Below are 24,828 nucleotides of genomic sequence, written 5' to 3'. Positions count from 1 at the left end.
GCCGGGTCGGACACGCCCTACCGCGCCTCCGGGTAGAGCCGGACGGCCTCGGCGGCGGCGCGGCCCATCTCCCGGCGCGCGGCCGGCGGGGAGAGCACCTCGACGTCCGCGCCGAACGCCAGCAGCGCCCGGACGGCCGGCAACGACTGGAAGCCGAGCGAGAGTTCGACCCAGTCCTCGGGCGCCCCGCCCCCGCCCCCGCCCTCCGGCGGCGGGGCGGCGAGCCGGGTGCCGTGGATCCGGACGAACATGTCCAGCCGCCCGCGCCGCACCCGCACCTTCACCGCCAACTCCCGGGGCAGCCGCTCCACCTGCTCGCGCAGCACCGCCCAGACCTCGCCCAGCCCCTGCCCCGGGCGGCGGCGCACCGGTTCGTCCGAGGTCTGCGCGTACAGCACCCGGTCGGCCCGGAACAGCCGCGGCTCGCCGTGCAGATCGGCCACCAGGTACCAGACCGAGGCCTTGCTCACCAGGCCGTACGGATCCACGGTGTACTCCACCGGCGCGGGCGTGCCGCTGTGCCGGTAGCGCAGCCGCAGCCGCCGGTCGGCGAACACCGCGTACTGCAGCTCGCCCAGGTCCGGCCCCGGCGCCGCACCGGTCTGCAGCCAGCGCGCCGGGTCGACCAGCACGCGCTCGCTGATCCGCTCGGCGCCGGGCCGGTGCGGGGCGGGCAGCGCGGCCATCACCTTGCGCAGCGCCGAGCCCAGCGCGCCGTCCAGCCCGAGGTCGCTGTGCGCGCCCTGGGCGGAGAGCACGAACAGGGCGCGCGCCTCGTCGGCGGTCAGACCGCTGACGTCGGTGCGGTAGCCGGGCAGCAGGCTGATGCCGCCGTGCCGGCCGCGTTCGGTGTAGACGGGCACGCCGGCCGCCGAGAGCGCCTCGACGTCGCGGTAGATGGTGCGGACCGACACCTCCAGCCGTTCGGCCAGTTCGGTGGCGGGCACCCGGCCGCGGGTCTGGAGCAGCAGCAGGATCGAGAGCAGGCGGTCGGCCTTCATGGCACGAGGATCCCAGAAATCATGACGACACCTGTCAGGTTTTACCGGGAGATTGCCTCCCGACCGGAAACCTTCCGCGCCAATGGAGTTGGAGCACCCCATGGACACCGCCCAGGACCCGCGCCCGCTGTACCTGCTCGCCCTCGACCAGTTGGAGAAGCTGATCGCCGAGATCGGGCCGGAGAGCCTGGAGCGGCCCACCCCGTGCACCGAGTACGACCTGCGGGCCCTGCTCGGCCACGTGGTCGGCGGCATCCACCGGCTCGCCTACACCGGCGAGGGCGGGTACTGCCTGGACGTCGCGGCCGCGACCGGCGAACTGCCCGACGACGGCTGGCCGGCCGCCCTCGGCCGGGCCCGCGCCCGGGTGACCGCCGCCTGGGCGGACGACGCCAAGCTGGACCGCCCGACCTCCGCCCCCTGGGGCGAGGTGCCCGGCCGCAACGCGGTGGGCGGCTACGTCCTGGAGACCGTCACGCACTCCTGGGACATCGCCCACGCGCTCGGCACCGGCCTCCCGCTGGACGAGCGGCTGGCCGAGGCGGCGCTGGCGATCGCCCTGGTCGCGCTGCCGGCCGGACCGCGCGGCGACGGCGTCCCGTTCGGCCCGGCCCTGCCCGCCCCGGCCGACGCCGACCCGTACACCCGCCTCGCCGCCCACCTCGGCCGCGCGGCCTGACGGCCGGTCCGACGGCCGTCGGCTCCTAGTGGCTCGACGCGCACCGCGCCAGCCGCCCGTCGTACACGTCGATCTTGTGGTCGAGCACGGCCAGCGTCGCGTGCAGGTCCGCGATCTGCTGCCGCACCGCCTCCCGGTGGGCGAGCAGCAGGTCGCGGCGGTCCGCCGAGGTCCGCTCGCCCGCCCGGGCCAGCTCCACGTACCGCAGCATGTCGGCCACCGGCATCCCGGTCAGCCGCAGCCGCCCCAGGAAGGCCAGCCGGTGCAGGTCCGCGTCGCAGTACCGGCGCTGGCCCGAGGCCGAGCGGTCCACCGGGTCGAGCAGGCCGATCCGCTCGTACCAGCGCAGGGTGTGCGCGGTCAGCCCGCTGGCCGCCGACACCTCCCCGATGGTGTGCCGCGGCGTCCCGTCGGCCGTGCCGACCGGGTCCCGGAACACCTCGTCGCAGGTGCGCAGATCGGTCTCGACGGATGCGAGTACGGTCATGGCCGGCCCCCCGTGATGGGCGTGACGACGACGCCAACGCCTCGGAGCGCACTCGAAGCAAGTGCGCTCCGGCCAAGCCTGCCATCCCGCCGGGCCCGCCGCCCCGGTTAGAGTCGGGCCCCATGGAGAGCTTGCGGAAGATCGAGACCTGGCCGGTGCCGCACGCGGCGGCCGCCGTCGTACGGGGCGCGGACGGCGCGGTGCTGGGCGCCCACGGGCCGCAGGACCACCTGTTCCCGCTGGCGTCGGTGACCAAGCTGCTCACCTCCTACGCCGTACTGGTCGCGGTCGAGGAGGGCGTCTTCGAGCTGGACGACCCGGCCGGTCCGGAGGGCTCGACCGTCCGGCACCTGCTGGCCCACACCTCGGGCCTGGCCTTCGACGAGCACAAGGTGATGGCCGCGCCCGGCAACCGCCGGCTCTACTCCAACGCCGGCTTCGACGTGCTGGCGCAGACCCTGGAGCGGGCCGCCGGCATCGAGTTCGGCCGGTACGCCGCCGAGGCCGTGTTCCAGCCGCTCGGCATGCACGCCACCCTGGTCAACACCGCGCACCGCTCCCCCGCCGGGGCCGGCGGCCTGTCCACGCTCGCCGACCTCACCCGGTTCGCCGCCGAGCTCCAGGCCCCCAAGCTGCTCGACCCGGGCACCCTGCACGCCGCCACCCGCGAGGTCGCCTTCCCGGGCACCAGCGGGGTGCTGCCCGGCTTCGGCCACCGCCGGCCGAACGACTGGGGCCTCGGCTTCGAGATCCGCGACGGCAAGGCACCGCACTGGACCGGCACCGCCAACTCCCCGGCCACCTTCGGCCACTTCGGCCAGTCCGGCACCTTCCTCTGGGTCGACCCGCAGGCCGGCGCGGCCTGCGTCGCGCTCACCGACCGGGACTTCGGCCCGTGGGCCGCCGAGGCCTGGCCGGTGCTGAGCGACGCCGTGCTCGCCGAGCTGTAGGAGACGTCAGCCGTACGAGACCGGCGAGTGCATCTCCCACAGGAGCAGCTCCGCGCCGTCCTCGCCGGCCGTCGGCGCCGCGAAGGCGTCCCCGGTGATCCGCACGCTGTCGCCGGGGACCATCGAGCGCCCCCCGCCCTGCGGCCCGGGCACCGTCCGGTAGCCGAGCGAGCCGGCCGTCAGGTGGGCGTAGCGGTAGGCGGCGGCCGGCAGGGCGGGCAGCGGCTGCCACGGCCCGGCGGTCACCAGCCACAGCGCGGCGTCGCCGCGCCGCAGCCGCAGCGCCTCGGTTCCGGCGTCCCGCGGCAGCCCGGAGGCGAGCAGCGTCAACCCGTCGGCGGTGCGTTCCACCCCGCGCAGCCCGTACGCGGGGGGCGCGTCGAACACGTCGGGCTGGAGCCACATCTGGACGAAGCGCACCGGCCCCTCGGCTCCGCCGACGTTGCGCTCGGTGTGGGTGACGCCGGAGCCGGCGCTCAGGTGCTGGACCATGCCGGGCCGCACCACCCCGCCGTGCCCGAACGAGTCCCGGTGGGCCAGCGCGCCCTCCAGCACCCAGGTGAGGATCTCGGTGTCCCGGTGCTTGTGCTCGTCGAACCCGGCGCCGGGGGCGAGCAGTTCCTCGTTGCACGCGAGCAGTGCGCCGAAGTGCGTGTTCTTCGGGTCGTAGTGCCCGGAGAAGGAGAACGCGTGCCTGGTCTCGACGCCCTCGGCGGGCGTCGAGCGGTAGCGCTCGGCGGTGCGGCGCAGGTCGGCGCGGGGGCGGGCGGCGGCATCGGTCACGGACCCACCGTAGTGGCACCCGTGACGGGTGTGACCGTCACCACCCCGCCCGTCCACCGGGGGCTGTGCACGAGCAGTCACTCCGGTGAGGCAGTCTTGTCCCTGTGCCAGCCGCTGCCGCGAACTCCAAGAGCGATCCGACCGCCAATCCCGACAAGAGCGGGAAGAGCCCGACACCGGGCGCCGGGAGAGACCGGCCCGGACGGGCGGCACCGCGCCTGACCGCGCAGGAGCGCCGGCTCGCCGCCGAGCGCGCCGAGCGCCGGGCCGCGACCCTCAAGCGGCTGGAGAAGTCCTCCGGCAAGCTCGCCTCGGCGGCGATCGCCCGGATGGACGACCAGCTCGGCTGGTACCGGCGGATGCCGCCGGAGCACCGCTCCTGGATCGGCCTGGTCGCCCAGGCGGGTATCGCCGCCTTCACCGAGTGGTACCGCAAGCCGGACGCCCCGCAGGCGATCTCCACCGACGTCTTCGGCACCGCGCCGCGCGAGCTGACCCGGGCGATCACCCTGCGCCAGACCGTCGAGCTGATCCGCACCACCATCGAGGTGATGGAGGAGGCCATCGAGGAGGTGGCTGCCCCCGGCGACGAGGCCGACATGCGCGAGTCGGTGCTGGTCTACGCCCGGGAGATCGCCTTCGCCACCGCCCAGGTGTACGCCCAGGCCGCCGAGGCCCGGGGCGCCTGGGACGCCCGGCTGGAGGCCCTGGTGGTCAACTCGCTGCTCTCCGGCGACGCCGACGAGGGCGTGCTGTCCCGGGCCGCCGCGCTCGGCTGGGGCCAGCCGAGCCAGGTCCGGGTGGTGATGGGCTCGGCCCCCGACGGTGACAGCGAGCTGGTCGTCGAGGCGATCCGCCGGGCCGCCCGGTACGCCAAGCTGCACGTGCTGACCGGGGTGCTGGGCAAGCGCCTGGTGGTCGTGGTGGGCGGCGAGAAGGAGCCGGTGCACGCGGCCCGGGCGCTGATCGGCCAGTTCGCCCCGGGCCCGGTGGTGGTCGGCCCGACCGTGCCGGACCTGCTCTCGGCGACCCGCTCGGCGCACGCCGCCGCGGCCGGCCTGCGGGCCTGCGCGGCCTGGCCGGACGCCCCGCGACCGGTGCTGGCCGACGACCTGCTGCCGGAGCGCGCGCTGGCCGGGGACCAGGCGGCCCGGCGCCAGCTGGTGGAGGAGATCTACACACCGCTGGACGAGGCGGGCTCGGCACTCCTGGAGACCTTGAGTGTCTACCTGGAGCAGGCCTCTTCACTGGAGGGAGCCGCCCGGATGCTCTTCGTCCACCCCAACACGGTGCGCTACCGGCTCCGACGTGTGACCGACGTCACGGGCTACGCTCCCTCCGACGTACGTTCGGCGTTCACCCTGCGTATCGCACTGGCGCTGGGGCGGCTCACGGCCGCCGGGGAGTCGAGCTGACCGCTCTGTAGGGACCTTACAATCCCGGATGCTTTTCTTCGTTACCGTCGCCTACCCGCCCCCGGGCGCCTGGCGAGAGAGGGTTGAACCGTGCTCGTAATCGTCGCCCCTGGACAGGGTGCTCAGACCCCCGGTTTCCTCAGCCCTTGGCTGGAGCTCGACGGTGTCGCCGACCGCCTTCAGGGCTGGTCGGAGGTCGCCGGGCTCGACCTCGTGCGCGCCGGAACGGAGGCGGACGCCGAGGAGATCAAGGACACCGCCGTCGCCCAGCCGCTGCTGGTGGCGGCCGGCCTGGTGACCGCGCGTGCGCTGTTCCCGGACGAGGACGCCGCCCGCTCGCTGGTCGGCGCGGTCGCCGGCCACAGCGTCGGCGAGATCACCGCCGCGGCCGGCGCCGGAGTGCTGAGCGCCCGTGACGCGCTGACCTTCGTGCGCGAGCGCAGCCTCGCCATGGCCGAGGCCGCCGCCGCCACCGAGACCGGCATGGTCGCCGTGCTCGGCGGCGACCCGGAGGCCGTCGCGGCGAAGCTCGCCGAGCACGGCCTGACCGCGGCCAACAACAACGGCGGCGGCCAGATCGTCGCGGCCGGCACCCTGCCGCAGCTGGACGCGCTGCGCGAGGACCCGCCGGCCGGTGCCCGGCTGATCGCGCTGAAGGTCGCGGGCGCGTTCCACACGACCCACATGGCCCCGGGCGTCGAGCGGCTGGCCAAGCTGGCCCCGACCCTGCCGGTCGCCGACCCGAAGGTGGCGTACGTCTCCAACCAGGACGGCGCGGTCGTCGCCTCCGGCGCCGAGGTGCTGAGCCGCCTGGTGTCGCAGGTCTCCAACCCGGTCCGCTGGGACCTCTGCATGGAGACCCTGCGGGAGCTGGGCGCGACCGCCCTCATCGAGCTCGCCCCGGCGGGCACCCTCACCGGACTGGTCAAGCGCAACCTCAAGGGCGTGGCGACGCTTGCCCTCAAGACCCCCGCCGACCTGGACAAGGCCCGCGCGCTCGTCGCGGAGCACGGCGGTCAGGAGCAGGAGCAGCAGGCATGAGCAACACCCCCCAGATCCGCCCGGTCACCGGTGCGCGGTACTCGCGCATCCACGGTGTGGGCGGCTACCGCCCGGTCCGGGTGATCCCGAACGCCGAGGTGCTGACCTGGATCGACTCCTCGGACGAGTGGATCCGCACCCGCAGCGGGATCGCCGAGCGCCGCTGGGCCGGCCCCGAGGAGTCGGTCGCCGAGATGTCGGTGCAGGCCGCCGGCAAGGCGATCGCCCAGGCCGGGATCGACCCGGCGCGGATCGGCGGCGTCATCGTCGCCACCGTCTCGCACCTCAAGCAGACCCCGGCCATCGCCACCGAGATCGCCGAGCGGCTCGGCTGCGGCACCGCCCCGGCCTTCGACATCTCGGCCGCCTGCGCCGGCTTCGGCTACGGCCTCGGCCTGGCCGACGGCCTGGTCCGCGGCGGCAACGCCGAGTACGTGCTGGTGATCGGCGTGGAGCGGCTGAGCGACCTGACCGACACCTCGGACCGCTCGACCGCGTTCATCTTCGGCGACGGCGCCGGCGCCGCGATCGTCGGCCCGTCCGACACCCCCGGCATCGGCAAGGTCGTCTGGGGCTCGGACGGCTCGCAGAAGGACGTCATCTCGCAGACCCAGGCCTGGGACACCGCGTTCGCCAAGGAGGACGCCGTCAACGGCGCCGGCGAGCGGATCACGTGGCCCGCGCTGCGGATGGAGGGCCAGACGGTCTTCCGCTGGGCGGTCTGGGAGATGGCCAAGGTGGCCCAGCAGGCGCTCGACGCCGCCGGGATCACCGCCGACCAGCTCGGCGCGTTCATTCCGCACCAGGCCAACATGCGGATCACCGACGCCATGATCAAGGCCCTCAAGCTGCCCGCCTCGGTGCCCGTCGCCCGCGACATCACGGAGACCGGGAACACCTCGGCGGCGTCCATCCCGCTGGCGATGGAACGCATGCTGGAGAGCGGCGAGGCCCGCAGCGGCGACCTCGCACTGATCATCGGGTTCGGGGCGGGTCTCGTGTACGCCGCGGCAGTCGTTACGCTCCCCTAGGCGTTTTCGCCCGATCCACCCGCAAACCTGCGTCCGTCCGCCGGGCGGCCGCATTCACCACCGAAGAGGAGCAGCCAGTATGGCTACCAAGGACGAGGTTCTGGAAGGTCTCGCCGAGATCGTCAACGAGATCGCCGGCATCCCGACCGAGGACGTCGAGCTCGACAAGTCCTTCACCGACGACCTGGACGTCGACTCGCTGTCCATGGTCGAGGTCGTCGTGGCCGCCGAGGAGCGCTTCGACGTCAAGATCCCGGACGACGAGGTCAAGAACCTGAAGACCGTCGGCGACGCCGTGGACTACATCCTCAGCCACGCCTGAGCGGTCGACGCGCTCCACGCGTTCGACGCCTGACATCGGCCGGCTCCTCCGAGTCGGCCGACCCGCCGGCCGGGACGCCCCACCGGGCGCCCGGCCGGGCTCACCCTCGGCCGTCGCCGACCGCCCGCACAAACGTGAGAGAAGAAGATCCAGTGACTGTTGAGAACCGTACCGTGGTCGTCACGGGTATCGGCGCCTTCACGCCGCTGGGCGGCGACGCCGCCACCACCTGGGAGAACCTGGTCGCCGGGCGCTCCGGGGTGGCTGCCCTGACCGAGGAGTGGGCCGCGGAGCTGCCCGTGCGGATCGCCGCGCGCACCGCCGTCGAGCCGGGCGAGATCCTGCCCCGCCCGCTGGCCCGCAAGCTGGACCGCTCGGCCCAGTTCGCGCTGATCGCCGCCCGCGAGGCCTGGGCCGACGCCGGCTACGAGACCCCGGCCACCGACGAGTCGTCCAAGCTCGCCCCGGAGCGCCTGGGCGCCGTGATCGCCTCCGGCATCGGCGGCGTGACCACCCTGCTCGACCAGTACGACGTGCTGAAGGAGAAGGGCGCCCGCAAGGTCTCCCCGCACACCGTCCCGATGCTGATGCCCAACTCCCCGGCGGCCAACGTCGGCCTGGAGGTCGGCGCCCGCGCGGGTGTGCACACCCCCGTCTCCGCCTGCGCCTCCGGCGCCGAGGCGATCGGCTACGCGATCGAGATGATCCGCAGCGGCCGCGCCGACGTCGTGATCGCGGGCGGCACCGAGGCCGCGGTCCACCCGCTGCCGATCGCCGCCTTCGCCAACATGATGGCGATGTCCAAGAACAACGACGAGCCCGAGCGCGCCTCCCGCCCGTACGACAAGGGCCGCGACGGCTTCGTGCTCGGCGAGGGCGCCGGCGTGGTCGTGCTGGAGTCGGTGGAGCACGCCGAGGCCCGCGGTGCCCGGATCTACTGCGAGGCGGTGGGCCAGGGCCTGTCCTCCGACGCCCACCACATCGCCCAGCCCGAGCCGACCGGCGCCGGGGTGGCCCGCGCGCTGGCCGACCTGTTCGACCGCAACCAGCTGGACAAGGCCGAGATCGTGCACGTCAACGCGCACGCCACCTCGACCCCGCAGGGTGACACCGCCGAGCTGAAGGCGCTCCGCAAGGAGCTGGGCGAGGAGCTGGACCACATCGCCATCTCGGCCACCAAGTCGATGACCGGTCACCTGCTGGGCGGCGCCGGCGGCATCGAGACGGTCGCCACCGTCCAGGCGCTGTACCACCGGATCGCCCCGCCGACCATCAACGTCGACGAGCTGGACGACGACGTCGACGCGGACATCGTCCGCGGCGAGGCCCGCAAGCTGCCCGAGGGCCGGATCGCCGCGCTGAACAACTCGTTCGGCTTCGGCGGCCACAACGTGGTGCTGGCCTTCCGCACCCGCTGACCCCGGGTCCCGGACGACGGGGAGGGGGCCGGCGCTCATCGCGAGCGCCGGCCCCCTCCGCCGTCTCCCCGGCCGGTCAGACCACCTGGTGCAACCAGCGCACCGGCGCGCCCTCCCCGGCGTAGCGGAAGGGCTCCAGCTCGTCGTCCCAGGGCTTGCCGAGCAGCATGGCGATCTCCGCCTCCAGGTCCGCCCCCTCGTTGCGGGCGCGCAGCAGCACGGCCCGCAGCCGGTCCTCGGGGATCAGGATGTCCCCGTGGATGCCGGTGACGGCGTGGAAGATGCCGAGCCCGGGCGTGCTGCTGTACCGCTCGCCCTCGGCCGCGGCGCAGGGCTCGCTGGTGACCTCGTAGCGCATCAGCTGCCAGCCGCGCAGCGCGGAGGCGAGCTTCGAGGCCGTACCGGGCTCGCCCTGCCAGGAGAGCTCGGCACGCCAGTGCCCGGGCGCGGCCGGCTGGCGGATCCAGTCCAGGCTCACCCGCACACCGAGCACCCCCGCGACGGCCCACTCGACGTGCGGGCACAGCGCGCGGGGCGCGGAGTGGACGTACAGGACTCCACGTGTCGTCACCGGGACCTCCAGGCTGTGGACGAGGGTCGCCTTCCCCAGCTGCCTCGTGTTCGAGCCCGTAGTTGATCCACAGTTACCCACGTTAGCCGACATTAAGCCACTAAATTGAGCAAAACGGACAGGCTTTCGCTCAATGCTAGTCGAAACCGCAACGAGGTCCACCCCTCGGTCGGATCTCTCCCCCGAACGGCCCCATCGGCGGGCGGAACCACCGTACCGCGCCGCCCCGCAGCACGGATGACGCACTTTCGGATCAGGCCGGAATGCGGTAGTGCGGCCGGATTCCCTCCGCCGGGTGCGCGAACCGCCTCGCACCGGCCGGGCCGGTGCGAGGCGGAGGAACGCTGACGCCGCGTCAGCCGTCCAGGCGCACCACCATCTTGCCGGTGTTGGCGCCGCGCAGCATGTCGAGGAAGGCGTCCACCGCGCTGTCGATGCCCCGGGTCGCCGTCTCGCGATACTTGAGCTCGCCCGAGCGCACCCACGCCGAGACCTCCTCGACGAACTTCGGCTGGAGGTCGTAGTGGTCGCCGACGAGCAGCCCCTCCATCCGGAAGCGCTTGGCGATGATCTGCGCGAGGTTGCGCGGGGCCGCGGTGGGCTCGGTGGCGTTGTACTGCGAGATCATGCCGCACACCACGATGCGGCCGTGCAGGTTCATCGCCTCGATCGCGGCTTCCAGGTGCTCGCCGCCCACGTTGTCGAAGTACACGTCGACGCCGTCGGGAGCCGCGGCCAGGAGCTGCTCGACGACCGGGCCGTCCTTGTAGTTGAACGCGGCGTCGAATCCGTACTCCTTCACGAGGAGCTCGGCCTTCTCGTCCGAGCCGGCGGAGCCGATCACCCGCGCCGCGCCCTTCAGCCTGGCGAGCTGGCCGACGACGCCGCCCACGGCCCCCGCCGCGCCGGACACGAAGACCACGTCGCCGGCCCTGATCCCCGCGACCCGGGTCAGCCCCGCGTACGCGGCCAGGCCCGGCATGCCCAGCACGCCCAGATAGGCGGAGAGCGGCGCGGCGTCCGGGTCCACCTTGACGGCCGTCGCGGCGTCGAAGGTCGCGTACTCGCGCCAGCCGAAGTAGTGCAGGACGTGGTCGCCCTCGGCGAAGCCCTCCGCCCGCGAGGCCACGACCCGGCCGACCGCCCCGCCCAGCATCGGCCGGTCCAGTTCGTACGGCTCCGCGTAGGACTTGCGCGCCGACATCCGGCCGCGCATGTAGGGGTCGACCGACAGGTGGATGTTGCGGACCAGGACCTCTCCGGGGCCCGGGGCGCGGACCGGCGCCTCCACGAGGGCGAAGTCGGCCGGGACCGGCCAGCCCTCGGGGCGGGCGGCGAGGTGCCACTCACGGGCGGTGGCGGGCACTCCCGGCACGGTGGGCTCGGCGGCCATGGTGATCTCCCACATGAAAGGTTGAGTCGGTGAAGTAACAATGGGCATGAAAAGTTCACGTTGTCAAATGTTCAGGTAGACTGGTGCCATGAACGCCCAGCCGATCCGGGACACCGCGCAGCCGGCCGACGAGATCACCCGTGAGGTCGTCGACCTCATGGCCAACCTGGTCGCGCTCTTCCACCGCGAGTACGAGGAGGCCGCCGCCGCCCGCTCGCTCACGGGAGCGCAGGCCAAGGTCCTCGCCCTGCTGCGGCGCGGCCCCCTGCCGATGCGCCAGATCGCCCAGACGCTCAGCTGCGAGCCCTCCAACATCACCGGCATCGTCGACCGGCTGGAGACCCGCGGTTTCGTCACCCGCCAGCCCGACCGGCAGGACCGCCGGGTCAAGCTGGTCGCCACCACCGACACCGGCAGCACCGCCTCCGAGGAGCTCCGCGAGTCGCTGAACTTCGCCCGGGAGCCGCTGGCCGCGCTCGATCCGGACGAGCGGACCCAGCTGCGCGACCTGTTGAAGCGGATGCTCGCCGGCGCCGCCGGGCCCGGCGCGTGAGGAGCATCACAGCTCCGGCCGCCGGATTGTCGGCCGATCGGAGGTAACCGAACACTCCCCCGAAACGTCTAACGTTCGAAAGCCGGCACCCGTCCGCGACCAGGCGGTACGGGTGGGGAAAGAGAACGGAAGACGGGGGGACGGGAAGGATGAGCACCAGCTCGCGCCGTCGGCGTGTCATACGGACCGTCATAGGACTCGCCGCCGTCCTGGTGCTGTCCGTGGCCGGGGCCGGGGCCTGGTTCTACCACCGGCTCGACACCAACATCACCACCTTCGACGCCGGCGGCGTCGCCACCGAACGCCCGCCCGCGCCCGTGCCGGCCGCGCCGGGCGCCTCGGTACCGGTCAACGTCCTGCTGCTCGGCTCGGACACCCGCAACGACGGCAACGCCGAACTCGGCGGCGGCGACGAGGGCGTCGGCCACTCGGACACCGCGATCCTGCTGCACGTCTACGCGGACCGCAAGCACGCCGTCGGCGTCTCCATCCCCCGCGACACCCTGGTGACCATCCCGTCCTGCCGGCTGCCCAGCGGCGACTGGACCAAGCCGCGGACCGGCCAGATGTTCAACGAGGCCTTCACCATCGGCGAGTCCGCCCAGGGCAACCCGGCCTGCACCCAGAACACCGTCGAGGCCCTCACCGGTCTGCGCATGGACCACACCATCGTGGTCGACTTCAAGGGCGTCGCCGCGATGACCGAGGCCATCAACGGCGTGGACGTCTGCGTCCCCAACGACGTCAACTCGCACAACATCAAGCTCAAGCGGGGCCCGCAGAAGATATCCGGCCCGCCGGCCGTCGACTACCTGCGCGCCCGCTACGGCTTCGGCGACAACTCCGACATCGGCCGGATGAAGCGCCAGCAGGCCTTCCTCTCCTCGATGATCCGCAAGATCCAGTCCCAGGGCTTCTCGCTGCCGACCCTGCTCCCGCTGGCCGACGCCGCGACCCGCTCGCTCACCGTCGACGAGGGCCTGGGCACCGCGATGAAGCTGGTCGACTTCGCCCAGTCGATGCAGCAGATCAAGCTCTCCGACATCACCTTCGTCACCGCCCCCTGGCGGTTCTCCACCGTGCAGTCCGGCCGGATCGACCTCGTCCACCCCGATGTGGACACCCTGTGGCGGCTGCTGCGCGAGGACCGCACCCTGGACGGCCAGGCCACCGGCGAGCTCGCCGACCCCGCGAGCCCGAGCGCCGGCCCCGCCGCGTCCGGGCCCTCCCCGGCCGCCGCCCCGTCGTCCGCCACCCCGTCGTCCGCCACCCCGTCGGCCGACCTGCCGTTGGCCGCCGAGCAGCTCGCCGCCCCGGTCACCGTGGTCAACGGCGTCGGCACCGACGGACTCGCCGGCCGCGGAGCCGCGGCGATCCGGGCCCAGGGCTTCCCGAACGTCTCGCTCGGCCAGACCACCGGCGGCCGGCTGAGCACCGAGATCGCCTACGACCCGCTGTTCAAGGCCGCCGCCGAACGGCTCGCCGCGCTCTTCCCGGGCTCCCGGACGGTCGAGGAGCCGGGTTCCGAGGGCGTCGTCGTCACCCTCGGCCGCGACTACCGCCCCGCCGCCGCCGTCCCCACCCCGGGCACCGCCGGCGCCCCGGGCGCCCCGTTCGCCGCCCCCACCGGCCCGCTGCCCACCGACATCCCCAGCGCGATCGCCCAGAACAGCCGCAACGCCGACACCGACCCCTGCGCCAACCTCACCTTCGGCTGATGGAGCCGGGCGCCCGGCCCGGCGGGCTCACACCGGGTCGGGCAGCCCGGTGACGACGGCGGTCAGCCGGGTGCCGGGCGGAAAGGCGCCGGCCGCCGTGAGGTCGTACAGGGCGGCCAGCGTCTTGGCCACGTATCGCCGCTCCAGGGCGATGCCGTGCCGCCGCTCGAAGCCGGCCGCGAACTCCTCCAGCGCGGCCGGCACCCGCCCGTACCCGCCGCCGTGGTGCCCGTGGTCGATCCGCCAGCCGTCGAACTCCCGCCCGTACGCCTCCCGGTGCAGCCGCGTCACCTCGCCCTCCAGGTAGCCCTCCCCGCCGCGCAGCACCGCCACGCCCAGCGCCCGCGCCCCCGGCGGCAGTCCGGCCGCGATCCCGGCCAGGGTGCCGCCGGTGCCGACCGGGCAGCAGACCACGTCCCCCGCCCCGAGCCCCTCCGAGGCCTCCAGCTCCGCCGCGACCGCCCGCGCGCCGTGCGCCGCGAGCGCGTTGGACCCGCCCTCGGGCAGCACCAGGCACGGCCCCCAGCGCCGCCGCGCCTCCGTCTCCCCGCCGCCGCCCCCGGCCGCCCGTCCGGCCGCCTCCCGGTACTCGGCGCGGGACAGGAAGACCAGCTCCATCCCGGCCTCCTCGGCGGCCCGCAGCGACCAGTTCCGCGGCGCCCCCGCCAGCTCCTCACCCCGCACCAGGCCCACGCTCGACAACCCCAGCGCCCCGGCCGCCAGCGCCACCGCCCGCAGGTGCGTCGAGTACGCCCCGCCGAAGGTGACCAGCCGCCGGTGCCCCTCGCGCACCGCGAGCTCCAGGTTGGGCGCCAGCTTGCGCCACTTGTTCCCCGGCACCAGCGGATGCACCAGGTCGTCCCGCTTCAGCCGCAGCCGCACCCCGGACCGCTCGAAGACCTCGTCGGCGCAGTCGATGACGGGGGTCGGCAGCAGCGCGTCGGCAAACATCCGAAAAGGATACGAACCCCCCTGCCAACCCTGTCCGGCAGTAAAGCTTTGCTAAAATGCAACAACCCTATGACCCTACGAAGCGTCACGCCAGAGGGCGGGCAGATCGTAGGTCCGCGCCGTCGGCTACCGTCTCGTCAGCAGGCGAATCACCGTCGTACCGGCCGCCGGGGTCCCGGAAACGTCCTGGAAGCTCCCGGGGTTCTTCATCATGTGGGGGAAATCGTGTCAATCGCGCCACCGCTCGTCTCGGAGTCGGCGGAGGCCCCGCCCTCGCCCGGGGCGCCGGGCCGGACCGGCGGACCCGCCGGCGGCGGGCGACCGTCCCGATTCGGCCGGAGACGGCCCGGCACCGGGCTGCCGTGGTTCGCGGCCGTGGTGCTGGGGCTCCCCCCGGTGTTCCACCTGGCCGGCGTGGACCTGCTCGGCTTCCTGCTCCTCTGGGGCGCCGCCGCCACCCTGGTCCGCTCCCGGGCCACCGCCTTCGACCGGCTGATGATCTCCGGCGTCACGCTGGTCGGCTGGACCTGCGCGCTCGCCCTGATCGTCGGCAAGTGGCGCTACGGCATCCACCCGCTGACGCTGGCCGAGTCGACCGCCCTGGTGCTGGTCGTGGTCCGCGCCCTCGCCGGGCCCGCCCCGGCCCGGCCGGGACTCCCGCCGGCCGCCCGGGTCCGCGCCCTGGTCCCGACCCGGGACCACCCGCTGCTGCTGACGGCCGGTCTGGCCGTCTCCTTCATCATGTACCCGGTGCTCCACCGGAACGCCGCCGAGCGCCTGGCGCTGATCACCTCGGCCGAGGACCTCGCCCGCCACAGCGCGCTCTACGACACCATCCTGCGGCTCGGCGGCCTCGTCTCCCTGAACCAGGCCGAGGCGGCCACCACGGTCGAGGACAACCTGGAGACCTACCCGCAGGGCAGCCATCTGATCCTGGCGGTCATCACCAGCTTCCTGCGCAACGGGCGCCCGCACGAGATGCAGCTCCCGCTGTTCGTGCTGCTCTACACGGTGACCGCCGCGGCGCTGGCCGTGGCGGTGCTCTGGGCGGTCCACCGGGCCGCCGGGCCCGCGCTGCGCGGCTGGCGGAACCTGGCCCTGGTGCTGCCCGCCGGCGCCTTCCTGGTCGTCGCCGAGCTGCCCAAGCTGTACTTCAACGGGTTCATCAGCGAGCTCTTCGCGCTCGGGCTGCTGGCGGTCCTGGTCGCCCTGGCGATACGTCCGCTCGACCGGATCCACGAACAGCTCGTCGTCATGGCCGCCCTGGTCGCCGGCATCTCCTTCGGCCACTACCTGCTGCTGCCGGCCGCCGGAGCGACCGTGCTCAGCTGGGCCGTCTGCCACTGGCCCAGCTGGAAGCGCCACCGGGTGACCGCGCTGGCGGCCGCCGCGGTCGCCGGCGGACTCGCGCTCTTCCCCATCGCCGTGAACCTCTCCACGGCCGGCTCCGCCGAGGTGCTGACCGTTCCCGGCGGCATCACCCCGGTCGGCCGGCACCTGCTGTTCCCGCTGGTCGCCGGCGCCCTCGCGGTGCTGCTGACCCGGTCCGCGCGCGCCGACCGGGCCCGCCGCACGGCGCTGGGGGCCTGCGGCGCGATCGTGCTGTTCTCCTTCGCGATCCGGCAGTACCAGCTGCAGAAGACCGGCGACACCTCGTACTTCTACGAGAAGGTGCTCCACCAGCTGCTGGTGATCGGCATGGTCACCGCAGCCGCCGCGGTGCTCCCGCTGTTCGGCCGCCGGATCCTCGCCGGCGAGCGGCGGCCGGCCGGCTCCCGGGCCGGCCGCGGCCTGCGCCCGGCCGTCGCCGTGCTGACCGCGACCGGCTGCCTGCTGTACGGCACGGTGTTCAACAGCCAGCCGGACGTCAGCAGGGCCGCCGGGTGGGAGGGCAGCCCCGGCCGGAACATGCTCCGCGGCGGGCAGGCCCGCTGGGACGTCGCCGAGCGGGTCACCGCGATCCACGAGTCCCGGCCCGCCGGCGACAAGCGGGTGGCGGTGTCCCTCGGCGGGCACCGGGTGTGGGACGAGCTGAAGCCCGACTGGGGCTCCTCCGAGGACAACCTCTGGCTCGGCGTGCTCAACAGCGACCAGGGCCGCTCCTGGCGGTCCTGGATGTGGGGGCTGGGCCGGCACGGCGCCGGGGACATCGTGTACTACGCGAGCATCGCGCCCGAGCCGCTGCGGGTCTACCTCGACAACGCCGAACTGGCCGCCGAGGTCAGGGCGCTGATGCACGGCAAGGGCAAGGAGGCCCCCGACCTGGAGCTCGGCCTGCTCCGGCGGGACGCCTCGGGCCGGATGGTCGTGGAGCCCTTCCCGCTGCACTGAGCGGGGCCTGCGGACGCGGCCGGGCAGCGACCCGGCCGCGTCCGCTGCCGTCTCCGGGCGCGGTCACGGATCCGAACCCGGAGACGGACCCGGAGCGGGAGATTGGACCCGGAGCGGGAGACGGACCCGGAGACGGCCGCGCAGAGGCCGTCGGCGGGGTCAACGAGGCTGCGGGGCGGACCTGTTCGGGTGATTCCCGGCCTGTCGGCGCGGTTCGCGGTGCCGCCGGGCACTAGAGTGCGGGCAGACTGACCGCACCTGGTCAAGTCCGGTCGTCCGGACGACTGCGCGGGGTGGGGCGGGTGGGACTCGAACCCACGACCAAGGGATTATGAGTCCCCTGCTCTAACCGGCTGAGCTACCGCCCCGGTTCGCGGCACACGACGGCAGGCCGGTCGCGGCAGCAGCAGACGGCCCCGAAAGGCCGTCCCGGGCAGCATAGCCGGTCGATCACCCGTGGTGCGCGCCGGGGGCGCACACGGGTGCGCACCCGGGAACGGGCGGCGGTGGCGCGGGACGGGCCGGGCTGGTAGATCTTGGTCCCGAACGGCGGAACACGTGAACGAGCGCGCCCGCCCCGAGGACGACACGGAGCCCTGGATGCCCTCCCGCCCGGCCCCCTCCGCGCGCGCCGGCAGGACGGCCGCGATGGCGGCCCTGCTGCTGGCCGCCGCGATCGCCTGCGGCGGCGGCCAGGACGGCGGGCGGACGGCCGCGGTGGCCCCGCAGAACCCCGCCTGGGACCGGGTCGGCACGCTCGCGGTGCGCACCCCCCAGGGGCCCCGGGCGTGCACGGCCAGCGTGGTGCAGAGCCCCCGGCGCAATCTGCTGGTCACCGCCGCGCACTGCGTGCAGAACCGCCGGATCGGGCTGCTGGACGGCCTGGTGTTCACCCCCGGCTACCGCAACGGCTCCTCGCCCTACGGGAGTTGGCCGGTGAAGTCGGTCACCGTCGATCCGCGCTGGTCCGCCGGCGCCGACCCCGAGTACGACGTGGCGTTCGTCACCGTGGGCCCGCGGGACGGACGGCAGGTCGAGGACGCCGTCGGCGGCAACCCGCTCGGCACCGACCAGGGATTCGGCCTGGCGGTCTCGGTCACCGGCTACCCCAACGAGGGCGACGAGCCGATCACCTGCTCGGGCGTGACCGCCTCGCAGAGCCCCACCCAGGAACGGTTCGACTGCGCCGGCTACACCGACGGCACCAGCGGCAGCCCCTGGCTCACCACGAACGGCCGGGTGATCGGGGTGATCGGCGGCTACCAGGAGGGCGGCGAGACGCCGGGCACCTCGTACAGCATCACCTTCGACGAGCGGGTCACCGAGCTCTTCCAGCAGGCCGCGGCGTGAGGGGGATCACGCCGGCGGGGCGGCCCGGGGCAACACGAAGGCCCCCCGGTCTACCGAGGGGCCTTCGCTCTGAGCAGTCACCGGGCGGACCCGGTGCAGCTCCCGCATTTGGACTCGAACCAAAAACCTGCCGGTTAACAGCCGGCTGCTCTGCCAATTGAGCTATGCGGGATCGCGGTACACAACTGCCGTACCACGGACGGACGGTCGACCCGAGGGCCGCCACCCGAGCTCCCCCAATTGGACTCGAACCAATAACCTGCCGATTAACAGTCGGCTGCTCTGCCAATTGAGCTATGGGGGATCGAGCTTCCCGCTCCGGCTCCCGGTCTCCCGGGCTCCTCGGCGCTCGCTGCGGGACATACATTAGCGCACTCGGGGGGGTGGTCCGCCAATCGCTTTCCCCGGCCGCCACCGGGCGCCCCCGCCCGGCGCGCTTCCCCGCGCGCCCGGGGCGCCGTCCGTGGATGCTGGGGTCGCCGACGGTTCACCGTCCCGGCAGACGGGTAGGGCAATGCGGCAATGGCCGCCAGGAGAGGGTGGAATCCGACCATGTGGAAGCTGTCGTTCGGTGTCGGACTCGCGACGGGCTATGTCCTGGGCACGCGGGCGGGGCGCCAGCGGTACGAGCAGATCGCCAGGGTGACCCGGCAGGTCGCCCAGAACCCCACGGTGCAGGGCGCGGCCGACAAGGCGCGGCAGCAGGCCGGCGCGGTCGCCGGGAAGGCCGCCGGCGCCGTCGCCGGCAAGGTCGGCGACCGGCTGCCGAACTCCGTCACCGACCGGGTGCCGTACTTCAACCGGGCCAGGAGCGAGGACGACAGCTGGGGCACCTACCGGCCCTGACCGCCGCCCGCGCCCGGGCCGCGACAAGGCTCTGACGCCGGTCCGTGACGGGCGGGTGCGACCGGGCGGTGACGGCCGGCCGGACGGGGGCTCCCGGACGCTGTACCGAACGGGCAACACTTGCCCGGGCGGGCCGCGTCCGGGAGCCCGCTGAGGCATGATCTCGACTATGGCCATCGTCGCGGGGATAGACAGCTCGACCGGTCGCACCAGGATCGTCGCGTGCGACGCCGACACCGGCACCGTCCTGCGCTCCGGCAAGGCCCCCCACCCCGCGCCCGAGGACCCCGACACCCGGCCCGGCGAGGCCGACCCGCAGCTCTGGCTGCACTCGCTCGGCGACGCGGCGGCCGGCGGTCTGCTGGAGGGCGTGCGGGCGATCGGCGTCAGCGCCCAGCAGCACGGCATGATCGGCCTGGACGCCGGCGGCGTGCAGGTCCGGCCGGCGCTCCTGTGGAACGACCCCCGCTCCAGCGGCGCCGCCGCGGCCCTGCTGGACGAGCTGGGCGGCCCGGCGGCCTGGACCGCCGCGATCGGCGCCGTCCCCAGCCCGGCGTACACCGTCGCCAAGCTGCGCTGGCTCGCCGAGTTCGAACCGGCCAACGCCCGCCGGATCGCCGAGGTGCTGCTCCCGCACGACTGGCTGGTCTGGCAGCTGCTCGGCCACCCCAAGCGCCGCACCACCGACCGGGGCGACGCCTCCGGCACCGGCTACTGGTCCCCGATCACCGGCGAGTACCGGCAGGACCTGGTCGAGCTGGCACTCGGCCACCCGCTGAGGCTGCCGGACGTGCTCGGCCCGGCCGAACCCGCCGGCCACACCCCCGAGGGGCTGCTCATCTCGGCCGGCACCGGCGACAACATGGCCGCCGCGCTCGGCCTCGGCCTCGGGCCCGGCGACGCGGTGGTCTCGCTCGGCAGCTCCGGGACGATCTTCGCGGTGCACGAGCAGGCCGTGGTGGACGCCACCGGCCTGGTCTCCTCCTTCGCCGACGCCACCGGCCGCCACCTGCCGATGGTCGCCACCCTGAACGCCGCCCAGGTGCTGCGCTCCACCGCCGCCCTGCTCGGCCGCGACCTGGAGGGCCTCAGCGACCTCGCCCTGCAGTCCTCCCCCGGCGCGTACGGGCTGGTGCTGCTCCCCTACCTGGACGGCGAGCGGACGCCCGCGCTGCCGCACGCGGCCGGCACCCTGACCGGGCTCCGGGCGGAGTCGATGGCCCCTCAGCACCTGGCCCGGGCCGCCGTCGAGGGCATGCTCTGCAACAGCGCGGACGCCCTGGACGTGCTGCGCGCCCGCGGCGTCGAGGTGAAGCGGGTCTTCCTGCTCGGCGCCGCCGGGCGGCTGGAGGCGGTGCGGCACGTCGCGCCGCAGCTGTTCGGCGTCCCGGTGGTCGTCCCGCCGCCCGGCGCGCACGCGGCGCGCGGTGCGGCCCGGCAGGCGGCCTGGGCGCTGGCCGGGACGCCCGAGCCGCCGCGCTGGGACCTGCCGGAGGCCGTCACGGCGGCCCCGGACGCCGAGCACGACCTGCCGATCGGGTCCGCGGTCCGCCAGCAGTACCGGGCCGCCCGCGAGCAGATCCACCCGGAGACGGCCGGCTGAGACGGCCCGGGCGGGCCCCGGACGGCCCGTGACGGGCCGTGACGCCCCCCGGAGCGGGCGCACCGGCGGAGATGCGTCACCCGGCGGCCGGTGGCAGCGTGGGAGGCGACGCGGCCACCGGACGGAAGGGCGGCAGGATCCCATGGCACTGCACAAGGGGGCCGGCGACGACCGCCGGCTGACCGTCGGCCCGTTCGTCGGCACCGCCGCCGACCCGCTCGGGACGATGGAGCTGGCACCCCCGCTGCACCGGCTCGCGGACGGCCCGGTCCCGGCCGACACGGCGTACCAGCTGATCCACGACGAGCTGCTGCTGGACGGCAACGCCCGGCTCAACCTGGCGACCTTCGTCAGCACCTCGATGGAGGTGCAGGCCACCCGGCTGATGACCGAGTGCCTCGACAAGAACATGATCGACAAGGACGAGTACCCGCAGACCGCCGAACTGGAGCGGCGCTGCGTCGCCATCCTGGCCCACCTGTGGCACGCCCCCGACCCGGACGCCGCCGTCGGCTGCTCCACCACCGGCTCCAGCGAGGCCTGCATGCTGGCCGGCCTCGCCCTCAAACGGCGCTGGATGCGCCGCAACGCCCACCGCTACGAGGCCGGGGCCCGGCCCAACCTGGTGATGGGCGTCAACGTGCAGGTCTGCTGGGAGAAGTTCTGCACCTTCTGGGAGGTCGAGGCCCGCACCGCGCCGATGGACGGCGAGCGCTTCCACCTCGGCCCCGAACAGGCCGTGGAGCTCTGCGACGAGAACACCATCGGCGTGGTCGGGGTGCTCGGGTCGACCTTCGACGGCTCCTACGAGCCGGTCGCGGAGATCTGCGCCGCCCTCGACGACCTCCAGCGGCGCACCGGCCTGGACGTCCCGGTGCACGTCGACGGCGCCTCCGGCGGCATGATCGCGCCGTTCCTGGACGAGGACCTGGTCTGGGACTTCCGGCTGCCCCGGGTCGCCTCCATCAACACCTCCGGCCACAAGTACGGGCTGGTCTACCCGGGCGTCGGCTGGGCGCTGTGGCGGGACCCCGAGGCGCTGCCCGAGGAGCTGGTGTTCAGGGTCAACTACCTGGGCGGCGAGATGCCGACCTTCGCGCTGAACTTCTCCCGGCCCGGCGCCGAGGTGATCGCCCAGTACTACGTCTTCCTGCGGCTCGGCCGGGCCGGCTTCCAGGCCGTCCAGGGCGCCTGCCGGGAGGTGGCCGGGTACCTGGCCGACGGGATCGAGGGGCTGGGCGGCTTCCGGCTGCTGACCCGGGGCGACGAGCTGCCGGTGTTCGCGCTCACCACGGCGGACGACGTGCCGTTCGACGTCTTCGACGTGTCGCGGCGGCTGCGCGAGCGCGGCTGGCAGGTGCCCGCCTACACCTTCCCGGCGAACCGGGAGGACCTCGCGGTGCTGCGGGTGGTCTGCCGCAACGGCTTCTCCCGCGACCTCGCGGACCTGCTGCTGGGCGACCTCGGACGGCTGCTGCCGGAGCTGCGCCGCCAGCCGTCCCCGCTCCAGGACCTCGGGGTGCCGGCCCGGACGGGCTTCCACCACTGACTTCCACCGCCGGCTTCCGCCGCTGACGGGCCGTCGGGCGCCCGGCCGCGAGCGACGGGCGGCGGACGACGGGCGTGATCACGGCGGGGGCGGGCGCATCGGTGCGCCCGCCCCCGCCGTGCGTCCCTGCGGCCCGGGGCAGCCTCCCCCCGTGGAGGCTGCCTCGTACCGGTGGGGGCCAGGGCACGGCAGGTGCCGGGCCGTCGGGAAACGGTCCCCGGACGAAGGACCGGGCGGTGAACCGCTCCGGCGGGAAGAACAATGCCCGACGACCATATGAATGTTCGAGCCTCTCCCGGTGTTGTGAGACACTTCCGTCCGTCTCAGCGCCAGGACCTGGGTTTTGGGACGCCGGGTCGCCGAGGTTTGAGACGCGAAGGCGCCCGCCCGGGTCCGGAGCGGTGCCCCGCGGGGTGCCGCCCGTTCCAGCCCCGCCGCCCCGCCCGCCCGCATGTTTGGAAGAGACCGCATGGGTTCCGCCTGGAAGCAGCTGCCGGACGACCTCTCCGACCCCGCCAGACGTCTGACGGAGGAGCTGCGCGCCGTCAAGGACGCGACCGGGCTCTCGCTCTCCGAGCTGGCCGCCCGGACCCACTACAGCCGGGCCTCCTGGGAGCGCTGGCTGAACGGCAAGCGGATCATCACCGAGCAGGCGCTCGACGCGCTGATCGGGGCCGTGGAGTGCGACGGTCCGGCGCTGCGGTCGCTCTGGCGCCGGAACGCGGCCGCGGGGACGGCCCCCGGCACGGCGGAGCCGGCCGACGAGGCCGCGGCGGTGGCGGACAGCGGCACCGGGTCGGACGGCGAGGAGGGTGCCGAACCGGCTCCCGGGGCGGCACCGGCTCCGGAGACCGACGCCGGGACGGACGCCGAGGCCGCCCCGGAGGGCCCGCGCCGGACCCGCCGCCCGGCGGCCCTGGTCGGCGCCTCGGTGCTGGCACTGCTGCTGGCACTGCTCGGCATGCGGCTCCTCTCCTCCTCCGACGAGGAAAACGCCACGCCGACCGCCGCCACCGTGGCGCCGTCCACCCCGGCGGGCGGCTCCTCCCCGGCCACCACCGCGCCCGCGGTGCCCGCCAACCCCGCCCCACCGGTCCCGGCCTGCCAGGCGCTCGGCTGCGTCCACAAGGACCCCAAGGCGACCGGCTGCGGCGGCGACGCCCGCACCCTGCTGACCACCAACGTCGGCAAGGTCGTCGTCTACCTCCGGTACAGCCAGAAGTGCCAGGCGGCCTGGGCGGCGATCACCGAGGGCCAGCCCGGCGACCAGGCGACCATCACCACCAGCGCCGGCGAGTCGGAGACCGCGCTGATCCACTGGGGGTACGACAACTACTCGTGGATGGTGAACGCGGCGGACCCGGCGGTCACCATCCAGGTCTGCGGGCAGCGCAAGGAGCCGGAGGGCGCCGCCTGCTCGCCCTCGACCTCCGACCTGGCCCGGACGGTCGCCTCGACCCCGATCCCGCCCGGCCCGGCCACCCCGCCGCCGTCCGCCACCGATTCGGCCCAGCCCGCGGCCCCGGCCCCGTCGAGCCCGGCGAGCCAGCCCGGCTAGTCGAGGTAGCCCCGGAGCTGGGCGGCGAAGGCGTGGTCGCGGAGCTTGACCAGGGTCTTGGACTCGATCTGGCGGATCCGCTCCCGGGTCACCCCGAAGAGCACCCCGATCTCCTCCAGGGTGCGCGCCCGCCCGTCGTCCAGCCCGTAGCGGAGCTGCACCACCTGCCGCTCGCGCTCGCCGAGGGTGGCCAGCACCGCCTCCAGGTGCTGACGCAGCAGCAGGAAGGCGGCCGACTCGGCGGGTGAGGCCGCGTCGGCGTCCTCGATGAGGTCGCCGAGCGCGACGTCGTCCTCCTCGCCGACCGGCGTGTGCAGCGAGATCGGCTCCTGGGCCAGCCGGAGCAGCTCGCGCACCCGCTCCTCGGTGAGCTCCAGCACGGCCGCGATGTCGGCCGGGCCCGGCTCGGTGCCGCGCTCCTGGAGCAGCGAGCGCTGCACCCGCACCACCCGGTTGATCAGCTCGACCACGTGCACCGGCACCCGGATCGTGCGGGCCTGGTCGGCCAGCGCGCGGCTCATCGCCTGGCGGATCCACCAGGTCGCGTAGGTGGAGAACTTGTAGCCGCGGGTGTAGTCGAACTTCTCCACCGCCCGGATCAGCCCGAGGTTGCCCTCCTGGACCAGGTCGAGCAGGGTCAGCCCGCGGCCGACGTAGCGTTTGGCGACGGAGACCACCAGGCGCAGGTTGGCCTCGATCAGTCGGCGCTTGGCACGCCGGCCGACCGCCACCAGGGCCTCAAGTTCGCGGGCCAGCCGGTCGGCGGGCCGCGGCCGCCGGTCCAGCCGCTCCTCGGCGAACAGCCCGGCCTCGATCGCCCGGGCCAGTTCGACCTCCTCGGCGGCGGTCAGCAGCCGGATCCGGCCGATCTCGCGCAGGTACTGGCGGAGCAGGTCGGCCGCCGGGCCGCCGGGCTCGGCGCCGGGCGGCCCCGGGGCCTCCTCGTCCTCGTCCCTGCCGGCGTCGGCGTCGGCGGCCTCCCTGGCGTCGGGGTGGCCCGGCGGCAGGCCCTGGGCGGGCACCCGGGCGCCGTCCGGGGGCGGGGCCCCGGCCCGGCCGTGGTCCTCGGCCGGGGCGTGCCCGGCCGGGGCGCCGTCCTGGGGCGCGGGCGGGGCGAGCGGGTCGGTGGCGGGCTGGGCGGTGGCGGCAAGGCCTCGGTCCACGGGCATCCCCTCGGGGCGGGCGCGACTCTGGCGGACCCGCGCTGAACGGAGGTGGGACGCCCTCCAGTGTGGGGCACGCCATACTCCGTGGCCGAGACTCGTGCGCGGACTTTCT

General features: G+C 74.3%; 22 protein-coding genes and 3 tRNA genes. 15 read left to right on the top strand and 10 right to left on the bottom strand.

The annotated features are described in order from the left end of the window. Window positions 1-17: 17 nt before the first annotated feature. Window positions 18-1,001 carry a helix-turn-helix transcriptional regulator gene (locus ACFVFS_RS27960; protein ID WP_380627469.1) on the bottom strand — a complete coding sequence of 328 codons (984 nt, stop codon included), beginning with the start codon at window positions 999-1,001 and terminating at the stop codon, window positions 18-20. 100 nt (window positions 1,002-1,101) lie between these two features. Here ACFVFS_RS27960 and ACFVFS_RS27955 point away from each other — a divergent pair, with 100 nt between their 5' ends. Continuing rightward, window positions 1,102-1,680 (top strand): TIGR03086 family metal-binding protein, encoded by a 579-nt coding sequence (locus ACFVFS_RS27955; protein WP_380627468.1) that lies wholly within the window; start codon window positions 1,102-1,104, stop codon window positions 1,678-1,680. Window positions 1,681-1,705: 25 nt separating this feature from the next. On the opposite strand, the gene ACFVFS_RS27950 is transcribed toward ACFVFS_RS27955, so the two are convergent. Next, a complete protein-coding gene (locus tag ACFVFS_RS27950) occupies window positions 1,706-2,167 on the bottom strand; it encodes a MerR family transcriptional regulator (protein ID WP_380627467.1) in 462 nt (153 codons plus the stop codon). A gap of 122 nt (window positions 2,168-2,289) precedes the next feature. On the opposite strand from ACFVFS_RS27950, the gene ACFVFS_RS27945 reads away from it, so the two are divergent. Further along, window positions 2,290-3,117, top strand: coding sequence for a serine hydrolase domain-containing protein (locus tag ACFVFS_RS27945; protein WP_380627466.1), 828 nt, complete (start codon window positions 2,290-2,292; stop codon window positions 3,115-3,117). A 6-nt stretch (window positions 3,118-3,123) separates the two neighbouring features. On the opposite strand, the gene ACFVFS_RS27940 is transcribed toward ACFVFS_RS27945, so the two are convergent. Then, on the bottom strand, window positions 3,124-3,900 hold the full coding sequence (locus ACFVFS_RS27940) for a pirin family protein (RefSeq protein ID WP_380627464.1): 777 nt from the start codon (window positions 3,898-3,900) through the stop codon (window positions 3,124-3,126). Between the two features lie 218 nt (window positions 3,901-4,118). On the opposite strand from ACFVFS_RS27940, the gene ACFVFS_RS27935 reads away from it, so the two are divergent. From ACFVFS_RS27935 to fabF, 5 genes are all read left to right on the top strand, one after another. Then, a complete protein-coding gene (locus ACFVFS_RS27935) occupies window positions 4,119-5,315 on the top strand; it encodes a PucR family transcriptional regulator (RefSeq protein WP_380627481.1) in 1,197 nt (398 codons plus the stop codon). A 90-nt stretch (window positions 5,316-5,405) separates the two neighbouring features. Continuing rightward, window positions 5,406-6,356 (top strand): ACP S-malonyltransferase, encoded by a 951-nt coding sequence (locus ACFVFS_RS27930; protein ID WP_380627463.1) that lies wholly within the window; start codon window positions 5,406-5,408, stop codon window positions 6,354-6,356. Continuing rightward, complete coding sequence (locus ACFVFS_RS27925; protein ID WP_380627462.1) at window positions 6,353-7,387, top strand: beta-ketoacyl-ACP synthase III; 1,035 nt, start codon at window positions 6,353-6,355, stop codon at window positions 7,385-7,387. Before ACFVFS_RS27930 ends, ACFVFS_RS27925 begins: the two co-directional genes overlap by 4 nt. 79 nt (window positions 7,388-7,466) lie before the next feature. After that, window positions 7,467-7,709 carry an acyl carrier protein gene (locus ACFVFS_RS27920; protein ID WP_344325330.1) on the top strand — a complete coding sequence of 81 codons (243 nt, stop codon included), beginning with the start codon at window positions 7,467-7,469 and terminating at the stop codon, window positions 7,707-7,709. A 152-nt stretch (window positions 7,710-7,861) separates the two neighbouring features. Then, window positions 7,862-9,127 (top strand): beta-ketoacyl-ACP synthase II, encoded by a 1,266-nt coding sequence (gene fabF / locus ACFVFS_RS27915; RefSeq protein ID WP_380627461.1) that lies wholly within the window; start codon window positions 7,862-7,864, stop codon window positions 9,125-9,127. Between the two features lie 76 nt (window positions 9,128-9,203). Here the strand turns inward: fabF and ACFVFS_RS27910 are convergent, their stop codons facing one another. Both ACFVFS_RS27910 and ACFVFS_RS27905 read right to left on the bottom strand, forming a co-directional pair. Beyond that, window positions 9,204-9,698, bottom strand: coding sequence for a DUF3145 domain-containing protein (locus ACFVFS_RS27910; protein ID WP_380627460.1), 495 nt, complete (start codon window positions 9,696-9,698; stop codon window positions 9,204-9,206). A 355-nt stretch (window positions 9,699-10,053) separates the two neighbouring features. After that, entirely contained in the window at window positions 10,054-11,091 is a 1,038-nt protein-coding gene (locus ACFVFS_RS27905; protein WP_380627480.1) for an NADP-dependent oxidoreductase, read from the bottom strand. 88 nt (window positions 11,092-11,179) lie between these two features. Between ACFVFS_RS27905 and ACFVFS_RS27900 the strand changes: the two genes are divergently transcribed. Then, the gene (locus tag ACFVFS_RS27900; protein WP_380627459.1) at window positions 11,180-11,644 is read left to right on the top strand and encodes a MarR family winged helix-turn-helix transcriptional regulator; all 465 of its coding nucleotides are present in this window, start codon (window positions 11,180-11,182) and stop codon (window positions 11,642-11,644) included. A gap of 149 nt (window positions 11,645-11,793) precedes the next feature. Beyond that, window positions 11,794-13,362, top strand: a complete 1,569-nt coding sequence (locus ACFVFS_RS27895) for an LCP family protein (RefSeq protein WP_380627458.1) — start codon at window positions 11,794-11,796, stop codon at window positions 13,360-13,362. A 27-nt stretch (window positions 13,363-13,389) separates the two neighbouring features. Here ACFVFS_RS27895 and ACFVFS_RS27890 read toward each other — a convergent pair whose 3' ends face one another. After that, entirely contained in the window at window positions 13,390-14,313 is a 924-nt protein-coding gene (locus ACFVFS_RS27890; protein ID WP_380627457.1) for a 1-aminocyclopropane-1-carboxylate deaminase/D-cysteine desulfhydrase, read from the bottom strand. A 375-nt stretch (window positions 14,314-14,688) separates the two neighbouring features. On the opposite strand from ACFVFS_RS27890, the gene ACFVFS_RS27885 reads away from it, so the two are divergent. Next, window positions 14,689-16,644: a hypothetical protein gene (locus tag ACFVFS_RS27885; protein WP_380627456.1), complete on the top strand. Its 1,956-nt coding sequence runs from the start codon at window positions 14,689-14,691 to the stop codon at window positions 16,642-16,644. A gap of 294 nt (window positions 16,645-16,938) precedes the next feature. Here the strand turns inward: ACFVFS_RS27885 and ACFVFS_RS27880 are convergent. Then, a tRNA-Ile gene (locus ACFVFS_RS27880) sits at window positions 16,939-17,012 on the bottom strand. Between the two features lie 190 nt (window positions 17,013-17,202). Here ACFVFS_RS27880 and ACFVFS_RS27875 point away from each other — a divergent pair. After that, the gene (locus ACFVFS_RS27875) at window positions 17,203-17,994 is read left to right on the top strand and encodes a trypsin-like serine peptidase (RefSeq protein WP_380627455.1); all 792 of its coding nucleotides are present in this window, start codon (window positions 17,203-17,205) and stop codon (window positions 17,992-17,994) included. A gap of 99 nt (window positions 17,995-18,093) precedes the next feature. Here the strand turns inward: ACFVFS_RS27875 and ACFVFS_RS27870 are convergent. Both ACFVFS_RS27870 and ACFVFS_RS27865 read right to left on the bottom strand, forming a co-directional pair. Continuing rightward, window positions 18,094-18,166: transfer RNA gene (locus tag ACFVFS_RS27870), tRNA-Asn, on the bottom strand. Window positions 18,167-18,225: 59 nt separating this feature from the next. Beyond that, window positions 18,226-18,298, bottom strand: a tRNA-Asn gene (locus ACFVFS_RS27865). 248 nt (window positions 18,299-18,546) lie between these two features. Between ACFVFS_RS27865 and ACFVFS_RS27860 the strand changes: the two genes are divergently transcribed. The 4 genes from ACFVFS_RS27860 (at window position 18,547) to ACFVFS_RS27845 (ending at window position 23,550) form a co-directional block, all read left to right on the top strand. Then, on the top strand, window positions 18,547-18,840 hold the full coding sequence (locus ACFVFS_RS27860) for a hypothetical protein (RefSeq protein ID WP_380627454.1): 294 nt from the start codon (window positions 18,547-18,549) through the stop codon (window positions 18,838-18,840). 169 nt (window positions 18,841-19,009) lie between these two features. After that, complete coding sequence (locus ACFVFS_RS27855) at window positions 19,010-20,443, top strand: FGGY family carbohydrate kinase (protein WP_380627453.1); 1,434 nt, start codon at window positions 19,010-19,012, stop codon at window positions 20,441-20,443. 142 nt (window positions 20,444-20,585) lie between these two features. Then, window positions 20,586-21,992: a glutamate decarboxylase gene (locus tag ACFVFS_RS27850; RefSeq protein ID WP_380627452.1), complete on the top strand. Its 1,407-nt coding sequence runs from the start codon at window positions 20,586-20,588 to the stop codon at window positions 21,990-21,992. Between the two features lie 469 nt (window positions 21,993-22,461). Next, complete coding sequence (locus ACFVFS_RS27845; protein ID WP_380627451.1) at window positions 22,462-23,550, top strand: DUF2690 domain-containing protein; 1,089 nt, start codon at window positions 22,462-22,464, stop codon at window positions 23,548-23,550. On the opposite strand, the gene ACFVFS_RS27840 is transcribed toward ACFVFS_RS27845, so the two are convergent. After that, window positions 23,547-24,719: a sigma-70 family RNA polymerase sigma factor gene (locus ACFVFS_RS27840; RefSeq protein WP_380627450.1), complete on the bottom strand. Its 1,173-nt coding sequence runs from the start codon at window positions 24,717-24,719 to the stop codon at window positions 23,547-23,549. The genes ACFVFS_RS27845 and ACFVFS_RS27840 overlap by 4 nt on opposite strands. Between the last annotated feature and the right edge of the window lie 109 nt (window positions 24,720-24,828).

This window comes from Kitasatospora sp. NPDC057692 (assembly GCF_042799475.1).
Taxonomy (GTDB): domain Bacteria; phylum Actinomycetota; class Actinomycetes; order Streptomycetales; family Streptomycetaceae; genus Kitasatospora.
Note: the sequence above shows the minus strand (reverse complement) of the source record. Positions and strands in the feature narration are given on the sequence as shown.

Excerpts from the sequence above, each read along its gene's own strand:
- ACFVFS_RS27945 (WP_380627466.1), top strand. The coding sequence starts at position 2,290 with ATGGAGAGCTTGCGGAAGATCGAGACCTGGCCGGTGCCGCACGCGGCG.
- ACFVFS_RS27920 (WP_344325330.1), top strand. The coding sequence starts at position 7,467 with ATGGCTACCAAGGACGAGGTTCTGGAAGGTCTCGCCGAGATCGTCAAC.
- ACFVFS_RS27960 (WP_380627469.1), bottom strand. The coding sequence starts at position 1,001 with ATGAAGGCCGACCGCCTGCTCTCGATCCTGCTGCTGCTCCAGACCCGC.
- ACFVFS_RS27900 (WP_380627459.1), top strand. The coding sequence starts at position 11,180 with ATGAACGCCCAGCCGATCCGGGACACCGCGCAGCCGGCCGACGAGATC.
- ACFVFS_RS27845 (WP_380627451.1), top strand. The coding sequence starts at position 22,462 with ATGGGTTCCGCCTGGAAGCAGCTGCCGGACGACCTCTCCGACCCCGCC.
- ACFVFS_RS27905 (WP_380627480.1), bottom strand. The coding sequence starts at position 11,091 with ATGGCCGCCGAGCCCACCGTGCCGGGAGTGCCCGCCACCGCCCGTGAG.
- ACFVFS_RS27955 (WP_380627468.1), top strand. The coding sequence starts at position 1,102 with ATGGACACCGCCCAGGACCCGCGCCCGCTGTACCTGCTCGCCCTCGAC.
- ACFVFS_RS27890 (WP_380627457.1), bottom strand. The coding sequence starts at position 14,313 with ATGTTTGCCGACGCGCTGCTGCCGACCCCCGTCATCGACTGCGCCGAC.
- ACFVFS_RS27860 (WP_380627454.1), top strand. The coding sequence starts at position 18,547 with ATGTGGAAGCTGTCGTTCGGTGTCGGACTCGCGACGGGCTATGTCCTG.
- ACFVFS_RS27850 (WP_380627452.1), top strand. The coding sequence starts at position 20,586 with ATGGCACTGCACAAGGGGGCCGGCGACGACCGCCGGCTGACCGTCGGC.
- ACFVFS_RS27895 (WP_380627458.1), top strand. The coding sequence starts at position 11,794 with ATGAGCACCAGCTCGCGCCGTCGGCGTGTCATACGGACCGTCATAGGA.
- ACFVFS_RS27925 (WP_380627462.1), top strand. The coding sequence starts at position 6,353 with ATGAGCAACACCCCCCAGATCCGCCCGGTCACCGGTGCGCGGTACTCG.
- ACFVFS_RS27840 (WP_380627450.1), bottom strand. The coding sequence starts at position 24,719 with ATGCCCGTGGACCGAGGCCTTGCCGCCACCGCCCAGCCCGCCACCGAC.
- ACFVFS_RS27950 (WP_380627467.1), bottom strand. The coding sequence starts at position 2,167 with ATGACCGTACTCGCATCCGTCGAGACCGATCTGCGCACCTGCGACGAG.
- ACFVFS_RS27855 (WP_380627453.1), top strand. The coding sequence starts at position 19,010 with ATGGCCATCGTCGCGGGGATAGACAGCTCGACCGGTCGCACCAGGATC.